Source organism: Variovorax sp. Soil_C_26, assembly GCF_057657075.1.
On the sequence record NZ_JBDGJC010000002.1, the window covers coordinates 653,402 to 670,521 of the forward strand.

Sequence of the window (17,120 nt, forward strand, 5' to 3'; positions counted from 1 at the left end):
GTGGGAGCGCGTAGCATCGCAGGATGACCCAAGAACACCACCACGAAGGGCATGACCACGAACACAGCGCGCTCGGTGAGATGGACCTGCGCGTGCGGGCGCTCGAGAGCGTGCTGGCCGAAAAGGGCTACATCGATCCGGCCGCGCTCGACGTGCTGATCGACACCTACCAGACCCGCATCGGCCCGCGTAACGGCGCGCGCGTGGTGGCGCGGGCCTGGGTCGATCCGGCGTTTCGCGAATGGCTGCTGCGCGATGCCACCGCAGCGATCGCCTCGCTCGGCTACACCGGCCGGCAGGGCGAGCACATGGTCGCCGTCGCGAACACCGCCGAGCTGCACCACATGGTGGTCTGCACCTTGTGCAGCTGCTATCCGTGGCCGGTGCTCGGCCTGCCGCCCACCTGGTACAAGAGCGCGCCCTACCGCTCGCGCGCCGTGAAGGACCCGCGCGGCGTGCTCGCCGACTTTGGCGTGGTGCTGCCCGAGACCACGCGCATCCGGGTCTGGGACTCGACCGCCGAGGTGCGCTACCTCGTCATTCCCGAGCGGCCCGCGGGCACCGATCACATGAGCGAGGCCGAGCTGGCCGCGCTGGTCTCGCGCGATTCGATGATCGGCACGCGGCTGGCCGGCGTGCCCGAAGAGGAGGCCGGGCCATGAGCCACGCCACCCAGGCCGACCTCGGTGGCCAGCCCGGCTTCGGCGCGGTGGTGCCCGAGCCCGAGGGCGAGCTGTTCCACGCCGGCTGGGAGCCGCGCGCGCTGGCCCTGGTGCTGGCCATGGGCGCGACCGGTTCGTGGAACATCGATGCGAGCCGGGCGGCGCGCGAAACGCTGCCTAACTACCTGCAGCTGAGCTACTACCAGATCTGGCTCGCGGCGCTCGAGAAGTTGATGGCCGAGCGCGGCCAGCTCTTCGAGGACGAGATCGCACAGGGCCGCATGCTGCATGCGCCGGTGCCGCCGCGGCGCGTGCTGCAGGCCGGCGATGTCGCGGCCGTGCTCGCCAAGGGCGCACCCACCGCGCGCCCGGTGGGCGCGCCCGCGCGCTTCGCGGTCGGGCAGGCGGTGCGCACGCGCAGCGACCGGGTCGACCACCACACGCGCCTGCCTGGCTACGCGCACGGGCGGCGCGGCATCGTCGAGCGGGTGCATGGCGCGCACGTGTTCGCCGACAGCCATGCGCACGATGGCGGCGAGGCGCCGCAGTGGCTCTACACCGTGGTGTTCGACGAGGCCGAGCTGTGGGGAGCGCAGGCGCAGCGCCTCGCGGTGTCGGTCGACGCCTGGGAGAGCTACCTGGAGCCGGCCGAATGAGCGGCGCCGGCGCAGACCTTCCGTCCGAGGCACTGGCGCCCGGCATGCCGCGCGATGCGGACGGGCCGGTGTTCAGTGCGCCGTGGGAGGCGCAAGCCTTCGCGATGACGCTGGCGCTGCACGAGAAGGGCCTTTTCAGCTGGACTGAATGGGCCGCGGCGCTGGCGTGGCAGATCGAGGCGGCGCAGGCCGCGGGCGATCCCGACACGGGCGAGACCTACTACCGCCACTGGCTTGCCGCGCTCGAGGAACTCGTCGCCCGCAAGGGCGCGGCCACCGACCGCGAGCTCGCGCGCTACCGCCATGCCTGGGACCATGCGGCCGATCGCACGCCGCACGGGCAAGCAATCGCGCTGCGCGACGCGGATTTCGATTCCTAGCCGAAGGCCAGCCGAGCCGCCGCGCGCAGGTGCTGCAACCCGGGCAGGTGGGCCGCGGATGCACGCCGGTAGATCAGGGCCAGGGACGATGCGGGCAGCGGCTGCTGCAGGCGCAGCACTGACAGGCGTCCTGCCTCGACGTGCTCGCGCGCGAGCTCCAGCGGCGCGATCGTCAGGCCCAGCCCCGTCGCGCTGAGGCGCACGTTGCCGTCGAGGTGCGAAGCCTCGACGAAGGGCTGCGGCGGCTGCACCCCCTGCAGGTGGAACATGCCGTCGAGCGCGCGGCGCAGGTGGGTGGATGCAGGCGGCAGGATCCAGGGCTGCGCCGCCAGTTCGCTCCACGCCACGCGCCGCCGCGTGCCCGGGCGCAGCGAGGGCGGCGCCAACACCACTACCTGTTCCTCGCGCAGCCGCTCGACAGCCAGCGGCTGCGTGTCGGTTGCGGCCAGGTCGCCGGCGGCATACAGCGTCACCAGTGCCTCGATATGGCCTTGCAGCAGTTGCTCGAGCAGCAGCGGCAAGTGTCCATCCTGCACCCGCACCACGAGCGGCGGCTTTGCGCCGTCGGGCCGGGGCAGGCAGGCCAGCAACTGCGGCAGCACGCGCGAGACGATGTAGGGCGAAGCGCCCAGCGTGATCCGGCCCGCGGGCAGCGTCTTCGCGGCACCATCATCGGCCGCGAGTCCTTCGAGCTCCTGCAGCAGCAACCGCCCGTGCGCGATCAGGCGCTCGCCGCGCGGCGTGGCGACCATGCCGCGTGGGCGGCGCTCGAACAGCACCGCGTCGAGCGACGATTCGATCTCGCGCAACGCCTTGCTGACGGCGGCGGCCGACAGGCTCAGCCGCGCGGCAGCGGCGCGGACGCTGCCCTCATCGGCCACCGCGCACAGCATGTCGAGCTGGCTGAAGCGAAGCCGCGCATAGCGCTGCAGGGAAGTCATGAGGGCGTGGAGTGTCAACCAGAGGTGAACGCAAGTGTCCAAAAAGTCGCTTGGCAGGTCAATGCGTGATTCCTAGACTGGCCGCCATGGACGCACTGCGACGACTTTTGGTTCTCTCCGGCCTCGGGTTCGGGCTCAAGGCCGCCGCCGCGCAGGATGCCTGGCCGGTGCCGGGCCGACCCATCCGGATGGTCGTCCCGGCACCGCCCGGCGGGCCCGGCGACGTGGTGGCCCGGATGCTGGCGCGCGAACTCGGCGAGCGCATGAAAACGGCGGTCGTGGTCGACAACAAACCCGGCGGTGCCAGCATCCCGGGCGCGATGGACGTCGCACGGGCGGCGCCCGATGGCCACACGCTGTTGCTGACGCTCAACACCACCCACACGCAGGTGCCGCACCTGTACGCCCGCGTGCCTTTCGACCCGTTCGCAGACTTCACGCCGATTGCGCCGGTCTACCGTGGGCATTCGGTGCTGGTGGCGCACCCCTCGTTTCCCGCCGCCAACCTGGCGGAGGCGATCGCGCGCAGCCGCGAGCAGACCGTGGCCTTCGGCTCGCCGAGCCCGGGCACGACGGGCCATCTCTACATCGAGATACTGAATGCCGACCACGGGGCGCGCTTCGTCCACGTGCCGTACAAAGGGTCGAGCCCGGCCCAGCAGGACCTGCTCGCGGGCCACATCGGCTTGCTGTTCGACTCGCCGGCCACGGCCTTGCCGCATGTGCGAACGGGCCGCCTGAAGGCGCTCGCCAGCACCGGGCCGACGCGGCTTTCCGCCTTGCCCGACGTGCCCACTGCGCGCGAGCAGGGCCTGAGCGGACTCGACCGCGGGACCTGGCTGGGCGTTTTCGGACCGGCGCGGCTTCCCGATGCGATCGTCGCGCGCCTCAACCAGGAGATCGTGCAGGCCTTGGAAAGCTCCCAGCTGCGCGCGCAATTCGCTGCCTTGGGCGTCGAGCTTGCATCGGGAACGCCCGGCGACTTCGCGGAACTCATTCGCGCCGATCACCAGCACTGGGGCCGGGTGATCCGCCGCATCGGACTTCGACTGGATGGATGACATGGACACGACGACCCCCGACGCCGCGCTGCTGCAGCGCATCGCCGCCCTCGAAACCGACCTCGCGCAGCTGCGGCGCCGCGTCACGGTGGCAGAGGACATCGAGCTGATCGGCAAGCTCACGCGTGCCTACGGCTACTACCTCGACAAGGCGCTGTGGGACGAACTGCTGCCGCTGTTCACCGACGACTGCGAGGTGGAGATTTCCGCGCTCGGCGTCTACGTGGGCCGGGCGCAGCTGGAGCGGCTTTTCAAGCAGTTCCTTGGCCGCGGTCCCGCGAAGAGCGGCCCGAATGGCCTGGTCTGGGGACAGCTGTACAACCACATGATGGTGCAGGGGATCGTGCACGTCGACGACGACGGGCGGCATGCACAGGGGCGATGGCGGTCGTTCATGCAACTGGCCGAGTTTGGCAAGTACGGCCGGTGGGGCGAGGGCGTCGAGACCTTCGCGTACGAGAAGAACGATGCCGGCCAATGGCGCATTTCGCGCATGCACTTCTATCGCACCTTCCACACGCCCTACGAGGAAAGCTGGGCCACGGCAACGTCGCCGCGCGGGGGCATGCTGCAGGACTGCCCGCCCGATCGTCCGCCCACGGAGTCCTACGATCCCTGGCCCGGCGTGTACATCCCGCCGTTCCACTACCCGAACCCGATCACGGGACGCGGTTGGACGCCGGTGCCGCCTGCCCGCGAAGAGGAAAGGAACGCGACGTCTTGAAGGAGCGCGCACCCGTGTCGGCGCAAGACCACATGGCTGTGCGCCGTGTGTCCTCACGCGCGGGGCGCGCAAGCCCTTAACCTGGGGCTGATGACAGGAACGACGACGACGACGACGACAAACCCGGCGCATGCGTCGGCTTCCCACCCATCGCCCACGCCCCACCGCTGGCATTTCATCCGCGCCGGCGGCACCGACCAGGTCATCTTCCGCACCGGCGAAGACATCGCCCGCATCGGCGAGCTGGACCAGAAGCTCTGGGTGGCGCTGGCGTGCCCGACGCGTGGCATCGACTTCGACACGCGCACGCTCGACCTGATCGACACCGACCGCGATGCACGCGTGCGCCCGCCCGAGGTGGTGGCGGCGTGCGAATGGGTCTGCGCGCGCCTGCGCAATCCCGACGTGCTGCTGCAAGGCAGCGACGTGCTGTCGCTTGGCGACCTCGACGACCGCAACCCCGCAGGTGCGCGCCTGCGCGATGAAGCGCAGCGGCTGCTGCACCTCCAGGGCCGGCCCGACTCGGACACCCTCACGCTCGACGACATCGCCAATCGCGGCGAGCTGCTCGCGGCCATGCGCTTCAACGGCGATGGCATCGTCACGCCCGAGACGGCGCAGGACGAGGCGGTGCGCGCCACCCTCGCCGAGATCATCCGCACCCATGGCAGCGTGCCCGACCGCCACAAGCAGACGCCCGGCGTGGACCGCGCGCGCGTGGAAGCGTTCTTTGCCGAAGTGCAGCTTGCGCGCGACTGGCATGCCCAGGCCGACGCCGGCAACGCCGAGCTGATGCCGCTCGGCGAAGCGACGCTCGCGGCGGCGGATGCGACCGCCAAGGTGCAGGCCAAGCTCGACGATTTCTTCGCGCGCTGCCGTGTGGCGGCGTTCGACGCGCAAGCCGAAGCGGCGCTCAATCCATCGGCCAAAGCCTACGACGCGCTCGGCGCCGGTCGCCTCGACCTGCATGCCGAGCCCATTGCCGAACTGCCGCTCGCGCCGGTAACGCGCCATTGCGTGCTGCCGCTGCAGGGCACCAGCCTCAACCCGGCCTGGGCCGATGCCATTGCATCGTTCGCCAACCGCGCAGTCACGCCGCTCCTGGGTGCGCGCAGCGAGCTGGCCGAGGCCGATTGGCATGCCATCCGCCAAAAGCTTGCGCCGCTGCAGACGCTGATGGCTAAGCGGCCCGACAACTGGGCCGCGGCGCTGCCACTCGCACGGCTCGAGGCACTGCTGCAGACCCGCGACGCCGTGCTCGCGCTGATCCGTGAAGATGAGGAGGCCGAGACGCACAACGCCTTGCTGGTCGACCTGGAGAAGCTCATCCGCCTGCAGCGCGACCTCGTGGTGCTGCTCGAGAACTTCGTCTCGTTCAAGGCCTTCTACCACCGCGAAGGCGCGATCTTCCAGGCCGGCACGCTCTACCTCGACGGACGCAGCTGCGAGCTCACCGTGCAGGTCGACGACACGGCGAAGCACGCCGTGCTCGCCGGCCTGGCGAAGACCTGCCTGGCCTACTGCAACTGCACGCGCCAGGGCGCGAAGATGAGCATCGTCGCGGCCTTCACCGCCGGTGACGTGGACTTTCTCTTCGTGGGGCGCAACGGCGTCTTCTACGACCGCCAGGGCCGCGACTGGGACGCCACAATCACCAAGCTGATCGAGAACCCGACCAGCGTGGCACAGGCGTTCTTTTCGCCCTACAAGAAGTTCGTGCGCGTGATCGAGGAGCAGGTGGCCAAGCGCGCGGCCGCGCAGGAGGCTGTGGGCCAGGGCTCGCTCACGGGCTTTGCCACCCGCCTCACAACCGCCGACCAGGCCGGCGCCGCGGCCAAGGCAGGCCAGACCGCGCCAGCGCGCCCCGGCGGGCGCGTCGATGTCGGCACTGTTGCGGCCATCGGGGTGGCACTGGGCAGCATCAGCGCGGTGCTGGTGGGCATCTTCGGCAAGTTCATCGACCTGGGCCAGTGGATACCGATCGGGCTGCTGGGCATCGTGCTCGCGATCTCGGGGCCGAGCATGCTCATCGCGTGGCTCAAGCTGCGCCAGCGCAGCCTGGGCCCGATCCTCGACGCGAGCGGCTGGGCCATCAACGGGCGAATGAAAGTCAATGTGCGGCTCGGCGGCATGCTGTCGCAGACGGCGCGGGTGCCGCCGAACGGCCGCCGCGTCGCGCGCGATCCGTACCGCGAGCGGCATGGCGTCACGGGGCTGGTCGCCGCGGCCGTGCTGGTGCTTTCGCTGGCGGTGCTCGCCTGGCGCATGGACTGGCTCGACGACCGGCTGCCGGCGGGGTTGCGGCATTCGCCGCAGGCGCCGGCCGTGGCGTCGCAGGGCGGTTGAAGGGCGAGGGGGCTCGCTTCAGCCCGGCGCCGCGCCGGTGCTCGCACGGGTGACCAGTGTTACCGGCAGGGGGGCTGCAGCGGGGGCGGGAATGCCTTGCAGCTGCGCGAGCAGGTAGCGGCCCGATCGTTCGCCGATCTCGCGGATCGGCAGCCGCACGGTGGTCAGCGGCGGATGCACGAAGGGCGCGAAGTCGTTGTCGTTGAAGCTCGCGATCGACAGCCGGCGCGGCACCTCGATGCCGGCCTGGTCGAGCGCGGCGAGCGCACCGGCGGCCAGGTAGTCGCTGCCGCAGACGATGGCGGTCACGGGCGGTTGGCGCCGGGCGATGGCGTTCATGGCATCGAAGCCTTCCTGGAAGCCGTGTTCCGTCTCGGCGAGTGCGTCCTCGCACAAGGTCAAGCCGCGCTTGGAGATCGCAAGGCCCAGGTCGCGCAGCCGCCGCCGCGCGCGCTCGCTGTCGGCAGTGCGCCCGCCGATGTAGCCGAGGCGGCGGTGGCCGAGCGCCGCCAGGTGGTCGACCACCAGCGACGCCGCGGCGTACTCGTCAAAGCCCACGCTGTGGCCCGTGTCGTCCGGCGGCGCCCACATGGTGACGAACGGCGTGCGGTGTGCGGCGAGCATGGCAAGCACTTGCGGCGGCTGTTCGGCGCCGAGCAGGGCCACGGCGTCGACGCCGCGCTCGAGCAGGGCGCGCAGGATGCTCGTCTCGTACGCAGGGCGGGGGTCCGGCGCGGACAACAGCAAGGTATAGCCCTCGGCCCCCAGCGTGGCCTCGAGCGCCTGCACCAGCGCCGGAAACGACGAGCTCCCGAAGCGCGGCACGATGGCGCCGACCGTCATGGTGCGGCGCATCGCGAGCGCGCGGGCGGCGCCATTGGCCACGTAGCCGAGCCGTTCGACCGCCTCGGTCACGCGCAGCCGCGTGGCCTCGCTGATCATGTCCGGCCGGCTCAGCGTGCGTGAGACGGTGCCGGTGGAGACGCCAGCGAGCCTGGCCACGTCGGCCAGCGAGGCCGCACGTGCGCCGGCGGGTGGCGGTGTGGGGCCGCTGGGCGAAGGCGAGAGGCGGCGAGTGGGCGGGGTCATGGTTGCGGCAGGTCGAGCGAACGATCTTAACGGCGCTGCAACCGCATGCATCCGGTTGGTACTAACCCGATAGCTTGCATTTGTGAATTCGACCTATGCTTTGTGCAAGCGCTTGCATAAGCGCCGTCCACCCCACTGGAGACATGCCATGAAGCTGATTGCGCGCTATTGCCGCTCCCTGTTCGTTCCTGCCGCCGCGGCGTTGATGCTGATGGCTGCACCTGCCGCCGTGGCCCAGCCGGCAACCTGGCCGGTGGCCGGAAAGCCGATCCGTATCGTGGTGCCTTTTCCTGCGGGTTCCGGCTCGGATGCGACCGCGCGCGTCATCGCCAAGCTCATGACCGACGAACTCGGCGGCGCCAGCGTCATCGTCGACAACAAGCCGGGCGCGGGCACGTTCATCGGTGCACAGGAAGTGGCGCGCGCGCCGGCCGACGGCCACACGCTGCTCTACACCATCGTCATCACGCACACGCAGAACCCGCACCTCTACAAGAAGCTGCCCTACGACCCGGTGAAGGACTTCACGCCGCTCGCGCAGATGGTCAAGTCGGCCACGGTGCTGATCGCCCCGCCCGATGCGCCCTTCAACAACGTGCAGGAACTGGTCGCCTACGCCAGGGCCAACCCGGGCAAGCTCAACTACGCATCGTTCTCGCAGGGCTCGACCTCGCACCTGAACGGCGAGCTGCTGCAGATGCGCAGCGGCACCAAGATGACTCACGTGCCCTACAAGGGAACGGCCGATGCCTCGCGCGCACTCGTGGCAGGCGAGGTGCAGCTGTACTTCGACGGCACGGCCACGGCGGTGCAGCTGATCAAGGCGGGCAAGGCCAAGGGGCTCGGCACGGCGACACCCATGCGCGTGCCGGTGCTGCCCGAGATGCCGACCATCGCCGAACAAGGCGTGGCGGGCCTCGACATCGTGGGCTGGCAGGGCATCTTCGGCCCGGGCGGCATGGACCCGGCCGTGGCCCGGAAGCTCGGCGACGTGCTCGCGAAGATCGCGCGCTCGCCGGAGATGCTCAAGCTGATCGAGACGCAGGGCAATGAGCCCTCCGGCGCGTCGGGCCCGGCCTTCGCGGCCATCGTGAAGAACGACAGCGAGCGCTGGGGCGAGGTCATCAAGGCCGCCGGCATCAAACTGGATTGAAGAGAAGGAAGCGAAACATGTTCGACACCCTCATTCGCGGCGGCACCGTCGTCGACGGCAGCGGCCAGCCCCGATTCACGGGCGATATCGGCATCACCGATGGCCGCATCGCCGAAGTCGGCGGCAAGCTCGGCGCGGGCCGGAGCGAGATCGATGCGCAAGGCGCTATCGTCACCCCGGGCTGGGTCGACGTGCACACGCACTACGACGGTCAGGTGACCTGGGACCCGTACCTCAGCCCCTCGACCGACCACGGCGTGACCAGCGTCGTCATGGGCAACTGCGGCGTCGGCTTCGCGCCGGTGCATGCCGACAAGCGCGACTGGCTCATCAGCGTGATGGAGGGCGTGGAGGACATTCCCGGCACCGTGCTCGCCGAAGGCATCGACTGGCAGTGGGAGAGTTTTCCGGAATACCTGGATGCGCTGGAGCGCATGCCGCGCGCGCTCGACGTGGGGGCGCAGATCCCGCATTCGGCACTGCGCACCTACGTGATGGGCGAGCGCGGCATTACGCACGACGAGGCCACGCCGGCCGACATCCAGGCCATGGTGCAGTTGGTGCGCGAAGGCATGCGCGCCGGCGCGCTCGGCTTCTCGACCAGCCGCACCATCATCCACAAGTACCAGGGCCGCAAGTACCCGCCGGGTACCTTCGCGTCGCCCGACGAGATCCTCGGCATCGGGCGGGTGCTGGGCGAGGTCGGGCACGGCGTGTTCCAGATGACGTCGAACCACTACCAGATGGAGGCCGAGCTGCCGTGGATGGCGCAGCTCGCGCGCGACAACAACCTGCCCGTGGCCTTTGCGCTGGTGCAGACCGACCAGACGCCCGACACGTGGAAGCGGCTGCTCGCGGCACTCGACGAAACGCACCAGGACAACGTGCCGCTCTACGGCGCCGTGGCGGGCCGGCCGGCCGGCATCCTGATGGCCTGGCTCGGCTCGACGCACCCGTTCATGACGCACCCGCTGTGGCAGCAGATCGCGCCGCTGCCATGGCCCGAGAAGCTGGCGCGGCTGCGCGATCCGCAGGTGCGCGCGCAGCTCACCGACATGGCGGCGCTCATGGGTTCGGCGCAGTACGACACCCGCACCGCCTACCTGACGCAGAGCTTCCACAAGATGTATGCGCTGGGGGCAGAGCCCGACTACGAGCCGCCGCAGGAAAACAGCATCGCCGCCATCGCCGAGCGCGACGGCCGCACGCCGCTCGAGGTGGCCTACGACATGCTGATGGACCTCGATGGCAAGGGCATTGTCTACTTTCCGAGCTTCAACTACGCCTACAACGACCTGCGCCAGCTGCACGAGGAGCTGCAGCATCCGCGCACGATGATGAGCCTTGCCGATGGCGGGGCGCACTGCGGCTACATCTGCGACGTGAGCATGCCGACCTACATGCTCACGCACTGGGCGCGCGACCGCCGCCGCGGTCCCACGCTGCCGCTCGAGCTGATGGTGCAGCGCCAGACCCGCGACACGGCGCGCATCTACGGCCTCGAAGACCGCGGGCTGCTGCAGCCTGGCTACCTGGCCGACGTCAACATCATCGATTTCGAGCGGCTGCGCATCCCGCCGCCCTACGTGGCTTTCGACCTGCCGGCCGGCGGCCGGCGCCTGGTGCAGACCGCCGAGGGCTACCGGGCGACGCTCAAGGCCGGCGAGACGATCATGGAAGACGGCAAGCCCACGGGCGCATTGCCCGGCAGGCTGATGCGCGGGCCGCAGCGCCGCGCCGGCTAGATTGCCGACCGGCTAGACGCGGATCACCCGCCCCGGGTTCAGGATGTTCTTCGGGTCGAGCCCGCGCTTGATCGCCCGCATCATCTCGAGCGCCACCGGCGACTTGTGCTTCTCGAGCTTTTCGACCTTGAGCGAGCCCACGCCGTGCTCGGCCGAGAACGAGCCGCCGAATTGCTCGACGGCGTCGTACACCAGCGTGTTGATGCGCGCTTCCTCGTCCTGGAGGAAGGCGCGGGTGTCGATGTTCTCGGGCGCCTGCACGTTGTAGTGCAGGTTGCCGTCGCCGAGGTGGCCGAAGTTGACGAGGCGCACGCCCGCGATCTCGCGCGCGAGCAGCGCGTCGGTCTCGGCCACGAAGGCCGGAATGCGCGACACCGGGATCGAGATGTCGTGCTTGATGTTCAGGCCTTCCTCGGCCTGCGCGAGCGGGATGCTCTCACGGATGTGCCAGAGCTGGTGCGCCTGCGTGAGGTTCTCGGCCACCACCGCATCGGTCACGCAGCCGTCCTCGAAGGCGGTTTCGAGCAGCGCCTCGAAGCGCGCGCGCGCATGGTCTTCGGATTCGTTGTCGGAGTTCTCGAGCAGAACGCAGTACGGCACCGCTTCGTCGTCGATGAAGGGCACGCGCAATTGCGGCATGTGCTTGTCGACCAGGCTCAGCGCAAAGCGGCCCATGACCTCGAAGCCCGTGAGGCCCGCGCCCAGGTGCTTGTGCGCGAGGCCCAGCAGCGTGACCGCATGGTCGAGCGAAGGCACCGCGGCCCAGGCCGTGAGCTGTGCGGCGGGGAGCGGATAGAGCTTCATGGTCGCGGCGGTGATGATGCCCAGCGTGCCTTCGCTGCCGATCACCAGGTCGCGCAGGTCGTAGCCGGTGTTGTCCTTGCGCAGGCCGCTGGTGCCGTGCCAGATCTCGCCCTGCGCGGTGACCACCTCGAGGCCGAGGCAGAGCTCGCGCGTGTTGCCGTAGCGCACCACCTGCGTGCCGCCCGCGTTGGTGGCGAGGTTGCCGCCGATGGTGCAGCTGCCCTCGGCCGCCAGGCTCAGCGGGAACAGGAAGCCTTCTTTCTCGGCGGCCTCCTGCAGCGTCTGCAGGATGCAACCGGCTTCCACGGTCATCGTGAGGTTGGCCGCATCGATCGTGCGGATGGCGTTGAGCCGCTGCAGGCTCAGCACCACCTGGGTGCCGCTCTCGTCGGGAATCGAACCCACGGCCAGCCCGGTGTTGCCGCCCTGCGGCACGATCGCGGTGCCGGCCGCGGCGCAGGCCTTGACCACCTCGGCCACCTGCGCGGCATCGGCCGGCCGCACTACGGCCAGCGACTTGCCGCGCGCGCGCTTGCGCCAGTCCTGCTCATAGGCGGCGAGGTCGCCCTCGTGGAGCACATGGGCCGCGCCGACGATGGCGCGCAGACGGTCGAGCAGTGCGGTGTCGGAAGGAGAAGAGAAAGAAGTCATGGTGCGGAAGCTTCCAGGGGGCGGGCCGCCGCGGCGGCCTTGGCATGCCGAAGGCGCAGGCGCACGTGCAGCGCGCAGGCGGTGAAGAGCATGAGGCACAGCAGCACCTCGACCAGCGCGAGCACCTGCCCGACGCCATTGGTGTCGCTCCAGGCGCGCACCACGCCCTCGGTGAAATAGAGCCAGATCATCAGGCTGACCCAGCGGTAGGTGTACATGCGGTTCTTCCACAGGCCCGCGAGCGGAATCACCAGCGGCAGCACCTTCAGCGCCAACAGCGAACCGCCGGGCCGCAGCGGCGCGAGCCACAGCTCCCAGGCCAGGCCCAGCACGATCAGGCCGACGACGCTGCCGACGGCGAGCCAGCGCGTGGCGGCGACCGAGGGCGCGGGATGATGTTGCGGCGGAGGGGATTTCATGGACGGGAGGGCACCGCGGGATCGGCTTCGGGAAGGAGCGAAAAGGAGCGAAAAAGGCTCGGTTCTTATGATACCGGCCATGAACCGTCGCCAGCTCTGGAGGGATCTTTCGCGCTTTCCGTGGCGCAACACCGCCGCGGTGCTCGGCGAGCGCTTTCGCGAAGACCGGCTCGGCCTCACCGCGAGCAGCCTCACCTTCACCACCACCATCGCGATGGTGCCCTTCTTCACGGTGGCGCTGGCGCTGTTCACCGTGTTCCCGATGTTCGCCGAACTGCAGGGTCGGCTGCAGCGCTGGTTCGTCCAGAGCCTGATTCCCGAGGACATCGCGCGTCAGGTTCTGGGCTACCTGAACCAGTTCGCGAGCAAGGCCAGCGGGCTGGGCATCGCGGGCCTGGCGGTGCTGCTGATCACTGCGATCGCGTTGATCCTCACGATCGACCGCACGCTCAACAACATCTGGCGCGTGCGCTCGCCGCGGCCGTTCGCGCAGCGCGTGCTGATCTACTGGGCCGCCATCACGCTCGGCCCGCTGATCCTGGCCGTGAGCCTCTCGACCACGTCGTACGTGTTCGCCGTTTCGCGGGACGTGGTGGGCGGTGGCGTCGTCAAGCTGCTCTTCGACACCTTCGAGTTCGTGCTGCTGGCCGCGGGCATGGCCTCGCTCTACCACTACGTGCCCAACACGCACGTGCGCTGGTCGCACGCCTGGGCCGGCGGCATCTTCGTGGCGGCCGCGATCGAGATCGCCAAGCGCGTGCTCGGCTACTACCTGAGCCTGGTGCCGACCTATTCGGTGCTCTACGGGGCATTTGCCACGGTGCCGATCCTGCTGGTGTGGATCTACGTCGCCTGGGTGATCGTGCTGCTGGGCGCGGTGATCGCGGCCTACCTGCCGAGCCTTTTGACCGGCGTGGCGCGGCGCGGCGGCCGTGCGGGGTGGCCGCTGCAACTCGCGCTCGAGGCGCTGCAGCACCTGGCGCGCGCGCGCGCCATGCCGGCCAAGGGCATGGGCGCGAGCGAGCTCGTGCGGCGGATGCGGGTCGATGCGCTGCAACTGGTGCCGGTGCTCGAGACCCTGGTGGCGCTCGACTGGATCGCGCCGCTCGCCGAGGAGAGCGACACCGACGACCCGCGCTACGTGCTGCTGGCCGATCCGTCGACCCCGCTCGAACCGCTGCTGCGCGAACTGCTGATGCCGCGCGCCGAGCCGCTCGAAGACCTGTGGCAGAAAGGGCCGCTGCGCTCGCTTCGGCTGGGCGACGTGCTGCTGGTCTAGGGCGGCACTGCGCGTGGAGGGCGCTTTGTCCATAATAGCCAGGGCCTTCCCTTCCCTTCACTTGCCACCCGAAACTGCCTTGAGCGCTCTTCCCGCCGCCGCCGAATCCGCCGCGCCAGCCAGCGGCACGCCCTGGGTCGTCTGCCTGTGCGCCGAGTGGTGCGGCACCTGCCGCGACTACCGGCCGCTGATGGCGCAGGTGGCGCGCGCGCATCCGCAGTTCCGCTTCGCCTGGGTCGACATCGAGGACCATGCCGAACTGGCCGATGCCTTCGACGTCGAGACCTTCCCCACGCTGCTGATCGCAGGCGCCGACGGCACGCGTTTTCTCGGCCCGCTGCTGCCGCATGCCGAAACGCTGTCGCGCATGCTCGGCGCGCTGCAGGCGCCGCAGCCTTCGAGCCTCGACGTCGACCTGCTGCTGGCGGTGCTCGAGAAGCGGCCGGCCGAGTTCGCGGTCTGAAGCCGAGGTCAGTGCGCCGGTGCGCCGACGAAGTCGTGCAGCGCGAACAGCACCGCGTCGGGCGCCTCGCTCATCAGCGCGTGGCCCGCATGCACGGTCACCACCCTGGCCTGCCGCGCCTTGCCCACCAGTGCCTTGGTGGCACGCGGCGGCGTCATCTGGTCGGCGTCGCCGAGCAGGAACAGCACGGGGCACTGCACCTTCTCGATCGCGGCCTCGCCATTGGCGTAGTCGTTGCAGGCCTTGAAGCCCACATGGAACACGTTCGCGTCGCGGTTGCTCGCGAGCACGCGCCGCATCAGTGCACGCGAGCTGCCATGCAGCCAGGTGCCCGGGCCGAGCGAGGAAGGCGGCGGCGCGAGCAGCGAGTGCGAGAAGGTGTTGACCATCGCGATCGCGCGCTGCGGATCGGTCAGCGAGCCGTCGAGCAGCGCGGGCGACACCACCATGGGGTAGGCGGTGCCCACCAGCGCCAGGTGGGTGACACGCTCGGGCGCGCGTGCGGCGGCTTCGAGCGCGATCAGCGAACCGAAGCTGTGGCCGACCAGCGCGGCCTTGGGCACGCCGGCCGCATCGAGCAGCGCGAGCACGAACTGCGCCGCATCTTCCACGCTCGCGGGCGGCGGCCCTTCGCTCTTGCAGTGGCCCGGCAGGTCGAGCGCGAGCACGTTCCAGCCGTGGTTGGCGAACCAGCGGCTCTGCAGGATCCACACGCTGTGGTCGTTGAGCACGCCGTGGATGAAGACCACGGTGGGCTTGGCGGCATCGAAGGCCTTGCCGCCGGTGTAGCAGTAGGTGCGATGGCCGTTGACGCTGAAGTCCATGTCAGGCCTCCGCCTTTTCTGCCGCCTTGAGCGCGCGCTTCAGGTCGTCGATCAGGTCGATCGGGTCTTCGAGCCCGATCGACAGCCGGATCGTCCCCTGCGAGATGCCGGCGCCCGCGAGCGCTTCGTCGCTCATGCGGAAGTGGGTGGTGCTCGCGGGATGGATCACCAGGCTGCGGCAGTCGCCCACGTTGGCCAGGTGGCTGAAGAGCTTGAGCGATTCGATGAAGGCCTTGCCTTGTGCGCGCGAACCCCGGATGTCGAAGCTGAACACCGCGCCGGCTCCGCGCGCGCCGTGGCGCAGCAGCTTCTGCGCGAGCGCGTGGCTCGGGTGCGTCTCGATCAGCGGATGGCCCACGCGTGAGACGAAGGGGTGGCTCGCGAGGAACTCGACCACCTTCTGCGTGTTGTCGATGTGGCGCTCCATGCGCAGCGGCAGGGTCTCGATGCCCTGCAGGATCAGCCATGCCGTGTGCGGGCTCATCGAGGCGCCGAAGTCGCGCAGCCCCTCGCGCCGCGCGCGCAGCAGGAAGGCACCGACGGTGCTTTCCTCGCTGAACACCATGTTGTGGAAGCCGTCGTAGGCCTCGGTCAGTTCCGCGAACTTGCCCGAGGCTTCCCAGTCGAAGCTGCCGCCGTCGACCACCACGCCGCCGATCACCGTGCCGTGCCCCGACAGGAACTTGGTTGCCGAGTGGTAGACCAGGTCGGCACCCCAGTCGAAGGGCTTGATCAGGTACGGCGAGGTGAGCGTGGAGTCGACCAGCAGCGGCACGCGGGCGGCATGCGCGATCTCGCTCACCGCGGGAATGTCGAGCACGTCGAGACCCGGGTTGCCCACGGTTTCGCCGAAGAAGAGCTTGGTTTCGGGCCGCACCGCGGCGCGCCAGCCGTCGAGGTCGCCGGGCTTGACGAAGGTGGTCTCGATGCCGAAGCGCCGCATCGTGTAGTGCAGCAGGTTCTGCGAGCCGCCGTAGAGCGCGGTGCTCGCGACGATGTGCGAGCCCGCGCCCATCAGCGTGGCCACCGAGAGGTGCAGGGCGGCCTGCCCGCTGGCGGTGGCGATCGCCCCGATGCCGCCCTCGAGCGCGGCGACGCGCTGCTCGAACACCGCGTTGGTCGGGTTGCTGATGCGCGAGTAGACGTGCCCCGCGCGCTCGAGGTTGAAGAGCGCCGCCGCATGGTCGCTCGACTCGAAGACGAAGGAGGTGCTGAGATGGATCGGCACCGCCCGTGCGCCGGTGGCGGGGTCGGGTGCGGCGCCGGCATGCAGCGCCAGGGTGTCGAAGCCGGGGTCGGAATAGCCGGGCATGGAAGCCTTTCTGGGTTCGTTCGCGAGGCCCGCGACGTCTGCAAACATGCGTGCGCGTCATGGGCGTGACGGGGTCGCCGCCGATTGTGGGCTATATTCAAATCGGCACGCCGCCGAGACAGATTTCCGAGAGAGAGGAGCACACGATGAAAGTCAGCGACATCCTTCGCGTCAAGGGCAACACGCTCTTCACCATCACGCCTGACGACCTGCTGGCCGAAGCAGTCAAGACCATGGCGGAAAAGGACATCGGCTCCCTCGTGGTCATGGAACACGGCGACCTGGTCGGCATGCTCACCTTCCGCGAAGTGATCACCGCGATCGTCGCCAACGGCGGCCAGGTCGGCGGTACGCTGGTGCGAAGGGCGATGGACGATGCGCCCGTGACCTGCACGCTCGAGACCGAACTCGACGAGATCCGCCGCATCATGCTCGAGCGCCATGCGCGCTACATGCCCGTGATGGACAAGCGCATGCTGATGGGCGTGATCAGCTTCTACGACGTCGCCAAGGCGGTGGTCGACGCGCAGAACTTCGAGAACAAGATGCTCAAAGCCTACATCCGCGACTGGCCCGAAGAACAGTAGGCCGGCCCGCGGGCCGGCCGGCTG

17 protein-coding genes are annotated in these 17,120 nt (G+C 69.6%); 11 read left to right on the top strand and 6 right to left on the bottom strand.

Annotated features, from left to right (window positions below; translation table 11 throughout):
* The first annotated feature begins 23 nt into the window (after positions 1-23).
* Genes nthA through AC3A6G_RS08610 form a run of 3 tightly spaced genes read left to right on the top strand, consistent with a single transcriptional unit; the run spans position 24 to position 1,698 of the window.
* Positions 24-662, top strand: a complete 639-nt coding sequence (nthA, locus tag AC3A6G_RS08600; protein ID WP_487859844.1) for a nitrile hydratase subunit alpha — start codon at positions 24-26, stop codon at positions 660-662.
* Positions 659-1,318: a nitrile hydratase subunit beta gene (gene nthB / locus AC3A6G_RS08605; protein WP_487859845.1), complete on the top strand. Its 660-nt coding sequence runs from the start codon at positions 659-661 to the stop codon at positions 1,316-1,318. The genes nthA and nthB overlap by 4 nt, the downstream gene beginning before the upstream one ends.
* Positions 1,315-1,698 (top strand): nitrile hydratase accessory protein, encoded by a 384-nt coding sequence (locus tag AC3A6G_RS08610; protein WP_487859846.1) that lies wholly within the window; start codon positions 1,315-1,317, stop codon positions 1,696-1,698. The genes nthB and AC3A6G_RS08610 overlap by 4 nt, the downstream gene beginning before the upstream one ends.
* On the opposite strand, the gene AC3A6G_RS08615 is transcribed toward AC3A6G_RS08610, so the two are convergent.
* Entirely contained in the window at positions 1,695-2,639 is a 945-nt protein-coding gene (locus AC3A6G_RS08615) for a LysR family transcriptional regulator (protein ID WP_487859847.1), read from the bottom strand. The two genes, AC3A6G_RS08610 and AC3A6G_RS08615, sit on opposite strands and share 4 nt — an antisense overlap.
* An 86-nt stretch (positions 2,640-2,725) precedes the next feature.
* On the opposite strand from AC3A6G_RS08615, the gene AC3A6G_RS08620 reads away from it, so the two are divergent.
* The 3 genes from AC3A6G_RS08620 to AC3A6G_RS08630 all read left to right on the top strand — a co-directional run bounded on the left by AC3A6G_RS08620 (position 2,726) and on the right by AC3A6G_RS08630 (position 6,770).
* Complete coding sequence (locus AC3A6G_RS08620; RefSeq protein WP_487863494.1) at positions 2,726-3,700, top strand: Bug family tripartite tricarboxylate transporter substrate binding protein; 975 nt, start codon at positions 2,726-2,728, stop codon at positions 3,698-3,700.
* 1 nt (position 3,701) lies between these two features.
* On the top strand, positions 3,702-4,424 hold the full coding sequence (locus AC3A6G_RS08625) for a nuclear transport factor 2 family protein (protein WP_487873544.1): 723 nt from the start codon (positions 3,702-3,704) through the stop codon (positions 4,422-4,424).
* A gap of 90 nt (positions 4,425-4,514) precedes the next feature.
* Positions 4,515-6,770, top strand: a complete 2,256-nt coding sequence (locus AC3A6G_RS08630; protein ID WP_487873545.1) for a hypothetical protein — start codon at positions 4,515-4,517, stop codon at positions 6,768-6,770.
* A gap of 18 nt (positions 6,771-6,788) precedes the next feature.
* On the opposite strand, the gene AC3A6G_RS08635 is transcribed toward AC3A6G_RS08630, so the two are convergent.
* Positions 6,789-7,859: a LacI family DNA-binding transcriptional regulator gene (locus AC3A6G_RS08635; RefSeq protein ID WP_487873546.1), complete on the bottom strand. Its 1,071-nt coding sequence runs from the start codon at positions 7,857-7,859 to the stop codon at positions 6,789-6,791.
* Between the two features lie 148 nt (positions 7,860-8,007).
* On the opposite strand from AC3A6G_RS08635, the gene AC3A6G_RS08640 reads away from it, so the two are divergent.
* Entirely contained in the window at positions 8,008-9,012 is a 1,005-nt protein-coding gene (locus tag AC3A6G_RS08640) for a Bug family tripartite tricarboxylate transporter substrate binding protein (RefSeq protein WP_487859852.1), read from the top strand.
* 17 nt (positions 9,013-9,029) lie between these two features.
* Positions 9,030-10,757 carry an N-acyl-D-amino-acid deacylase family protein gene (locus AC3A6G_RS08645; protein WP_487873547.1) on the top strand — a complete coding sequence of 576 codons (1,728 nt, stop codon included), beginning with the start codon at positions 9,030-9,032 and terminating at the stop codon, positions 10,755-10,757.
* Between the two features lie 12 nt (positions 10,758-10,769).
* Here AC3A6G_RS08645 and AC3A6G_RS08650 read toward each other — a convergent pair whose 3' ends face one another.
* Together AC3A6G_RS08650 and AC3A6G_RS08655 are read right to left on the bottom strand one after the other, a co-directional pair.
* On the bottom strand, positions 10,770-12,212 hold the full coding sequence (locus AC3A6G_RS08650; protein ID WP_487859854.1) for an FAD-binding oxidoreductase: 1,443 nt from the start codon (positions 12,210-12,212) through the stop codon (positions 10,770-10,772).
* Complete coding sequence (locus AC3A6G_RS08655; protein WP_487859855.1) at positions 12,209-12,631, bottom strand: DUF2069 domain-containing protein; 423 nt, start codon at positions 12,629-12,631, stop codon at positions 12,209-12,211. Before AC3A6G_RS08655 ends, AC3A6G_RS08650 begins: the two co-directional genes overlap by 4 nt.
* Positions 12,632-12,698: 67 nt before the next feature.
* On the opposite strand from AC3A6G_RS08655, the gene AC3A6G_RS08660 reads away from it, so the two are divergent.
* Both AC3A6G_RS08660 and AC3A6G_RS08665 read left to right on the top strand, forming a co-directional pair.
* Positions 12,699-13,910, top strand: a complete 1,212-nt coding sequence (locus AC3A6G_RS08660; RefSeq protein ID WP_487859856.1) for a YihY family inner membrane protein — start codon at positions 12,699-12,701, stop codon at positions 13,908-13,910.
* Positions 13,911-13,989: 79 nt separating this feature from the next.
* On the top strand, positions 13,990-14,373 hold the full coding sequence (locus AC3A6G_RS08665) for a thioredoxin family protein (RefSeq protein WP_487859857.1): 384 nt from the start codon (positions 13,990-13,992) through the stop codon (positions 14,371-14,373).
* Positions 14,374-14,381: 8 nt separating this feature from the next.
* On the opposite strand, the gene AC3A6G_RS08670 is transcribed toward AC3A6G_RS08665, so the two are convergent.
* The gene (locus tag AC3A6G_RS08670) at positions 14,382-15,197 is read right to left on the bottom strand and encodes an alpha/beta fold hydrolase (protein ID WP_487873548.1); all 816 of its coding nucleotides are present in this window, start codon (positions 15,195-15,197) and stop codon (positions 14,382-14,384) included.
* A 1-nt stretch (position 15,198) separates the two neighbouring features.
* Entirely contained in the window at positions 15,199-16,509 is a 1,311-nt protein-coding gene (locus tag AC3A6G_RS08675) for an O-acetylhomoserine aminocarboxypropyltransferase (protein ID WP_487873549.1), read from the bottom strand.
* Between the two features lie 146 nt (positions 16,510-16,655).
* On the opposite strand from AC3A6G_RS08675, the gene AC3A6G_RS08680 reads away from it, so the two are divergent.
* Positions 16,656-17,096 carry a CBS domain-containing protein gene (locus AC3A6G_RS08680; protein WP_487859860.1) on the top strand — a complete coding sequence of 147 codons (441 nt, stop codon included), beginning with the start codon at positions 16,656-16,658 and terminating at the stop codon, positions 17,094-17,096.
* Positions 17,097-17,120 lie beyond the last annotated feature (24 nt).

Excerpts from the sequence above, each read along its gene's own strand:
- nthA (WP_487859844.1), top strand. The coding sequence starts at position 24 with ATGACCCAAGAACACCACCACGAAGGGCATGACCACGAACACAGCGCG.
- nthB (WP_487859845.1), top strand. The coding sequence starts at position 659 with ATGAGCCACGCCACCCAGGCCGACCTCGGTGGCCAGCCCGGCTTCGGC.
- AC3A6G_RS08610 (WP_487859846.1), top strand. The coding sequence starts at position 1,315 with ATGAGCGGCGCCGGCGCAGACCTTCCGTCCGAGGCACTGGCGCCCGGC.
- AC3A6G_RS08615 (WP_487859847.1), bottom strand. The coding sequence starts at position 2,639 with ATGACTTCCCTGCAGCGCTATGCGCGGCTTCGCTTCAGCCAGCTCGAC.
- AC3A6G_RS08620 (WP_487863494.1), top strand. The coding sequence starts at position 2,726 with ATGGACGCACTGCGACGACTTTTGGTTCTCTCCGGCCTCGGGTTCGGG.
- AC3A6G_RS08625 (WP_487873544.1), top strand. The coding sequence starts at position 3,702 with ATGGACACGACGACCCCCGACGCCGCGCTGCTGCAGCGCATCGCCGCC.
- AC3A6G_RS08630 (WP_487873545.1), top strand. The coding sequence starts at position 4,515 with ATGACAGGAACGACGACGACGACGACGACAAACCCGGCGCATGCGTCG.
- AC3A6G_RS08635 (WP_487873546.1), bottom strand. The coding sequence starts at position 7,859 with ATGACCCCGCCCACTCGCCGCCTCTCGCCTTCGCCCAGCGGCCCCACA.
- AC3A6G_RS08640 (WP_487859852.1), top strand. The coding sequence starts at position 8,008 with ATGAAGCTGATTGCGCGCTATTGCCGCTCCCTGTTCGTTCCTGCCGCC.
- AC3A6G_RS08645 (WP_487873547.1), top strand. The coding sequence starts at position 9,030 with ATGTTCGACACCCTCATTCGCGGCGGCACCGTCGTCGACGGCAGCGGC.
- AC3A6G_RS08650 (WP_487859854.1), bottom strand. The coding sequence starts at position 12,212 with ATGACTTCTTTCTCTTCTCCTTCCGACACCGCACTGCTCGACCGTCTG.
- AC3A6G_RS08655 (WP_487859855.1), bottom strand. The coding sequence starts at position 12,631 with ATGAAATCCCCTCCGCCGCAACATCATCCCGCGCCCTCGGTCGCCGCC.
- AC3A6G_RS08660 (WP_487859856.1), top strand. The coding sequence starts at position 12,699 with ATGATACCGGCCATGAACCGTCGCCAGCTCTGGAGGGATCTTTCGCGC.
- AC3A6G_RS08670 (WP_487873548.1), bottom strand. The coding sequence starts at position 15,197 with ATGGACTTCAGCGTCAACGGCCATCGCACCTACTGCTACACCGGCGGC.
- AC3A6G_RS08675 (WP_487873549.1), bottom strand. The coding sequence starts at position 16,509 with ATGCCCGGCTATTCCGACCCCGGCTTCGACACCCTGGCGCTGCATGCC.
- AC3A6G_RS08680 (WP_487859860.1), top strand. The coding sequence starts at position 16,656 with ATGAAAGTCAGCGACATCCTTCGCGTCAAGGGCAACACGCTCTTCACC.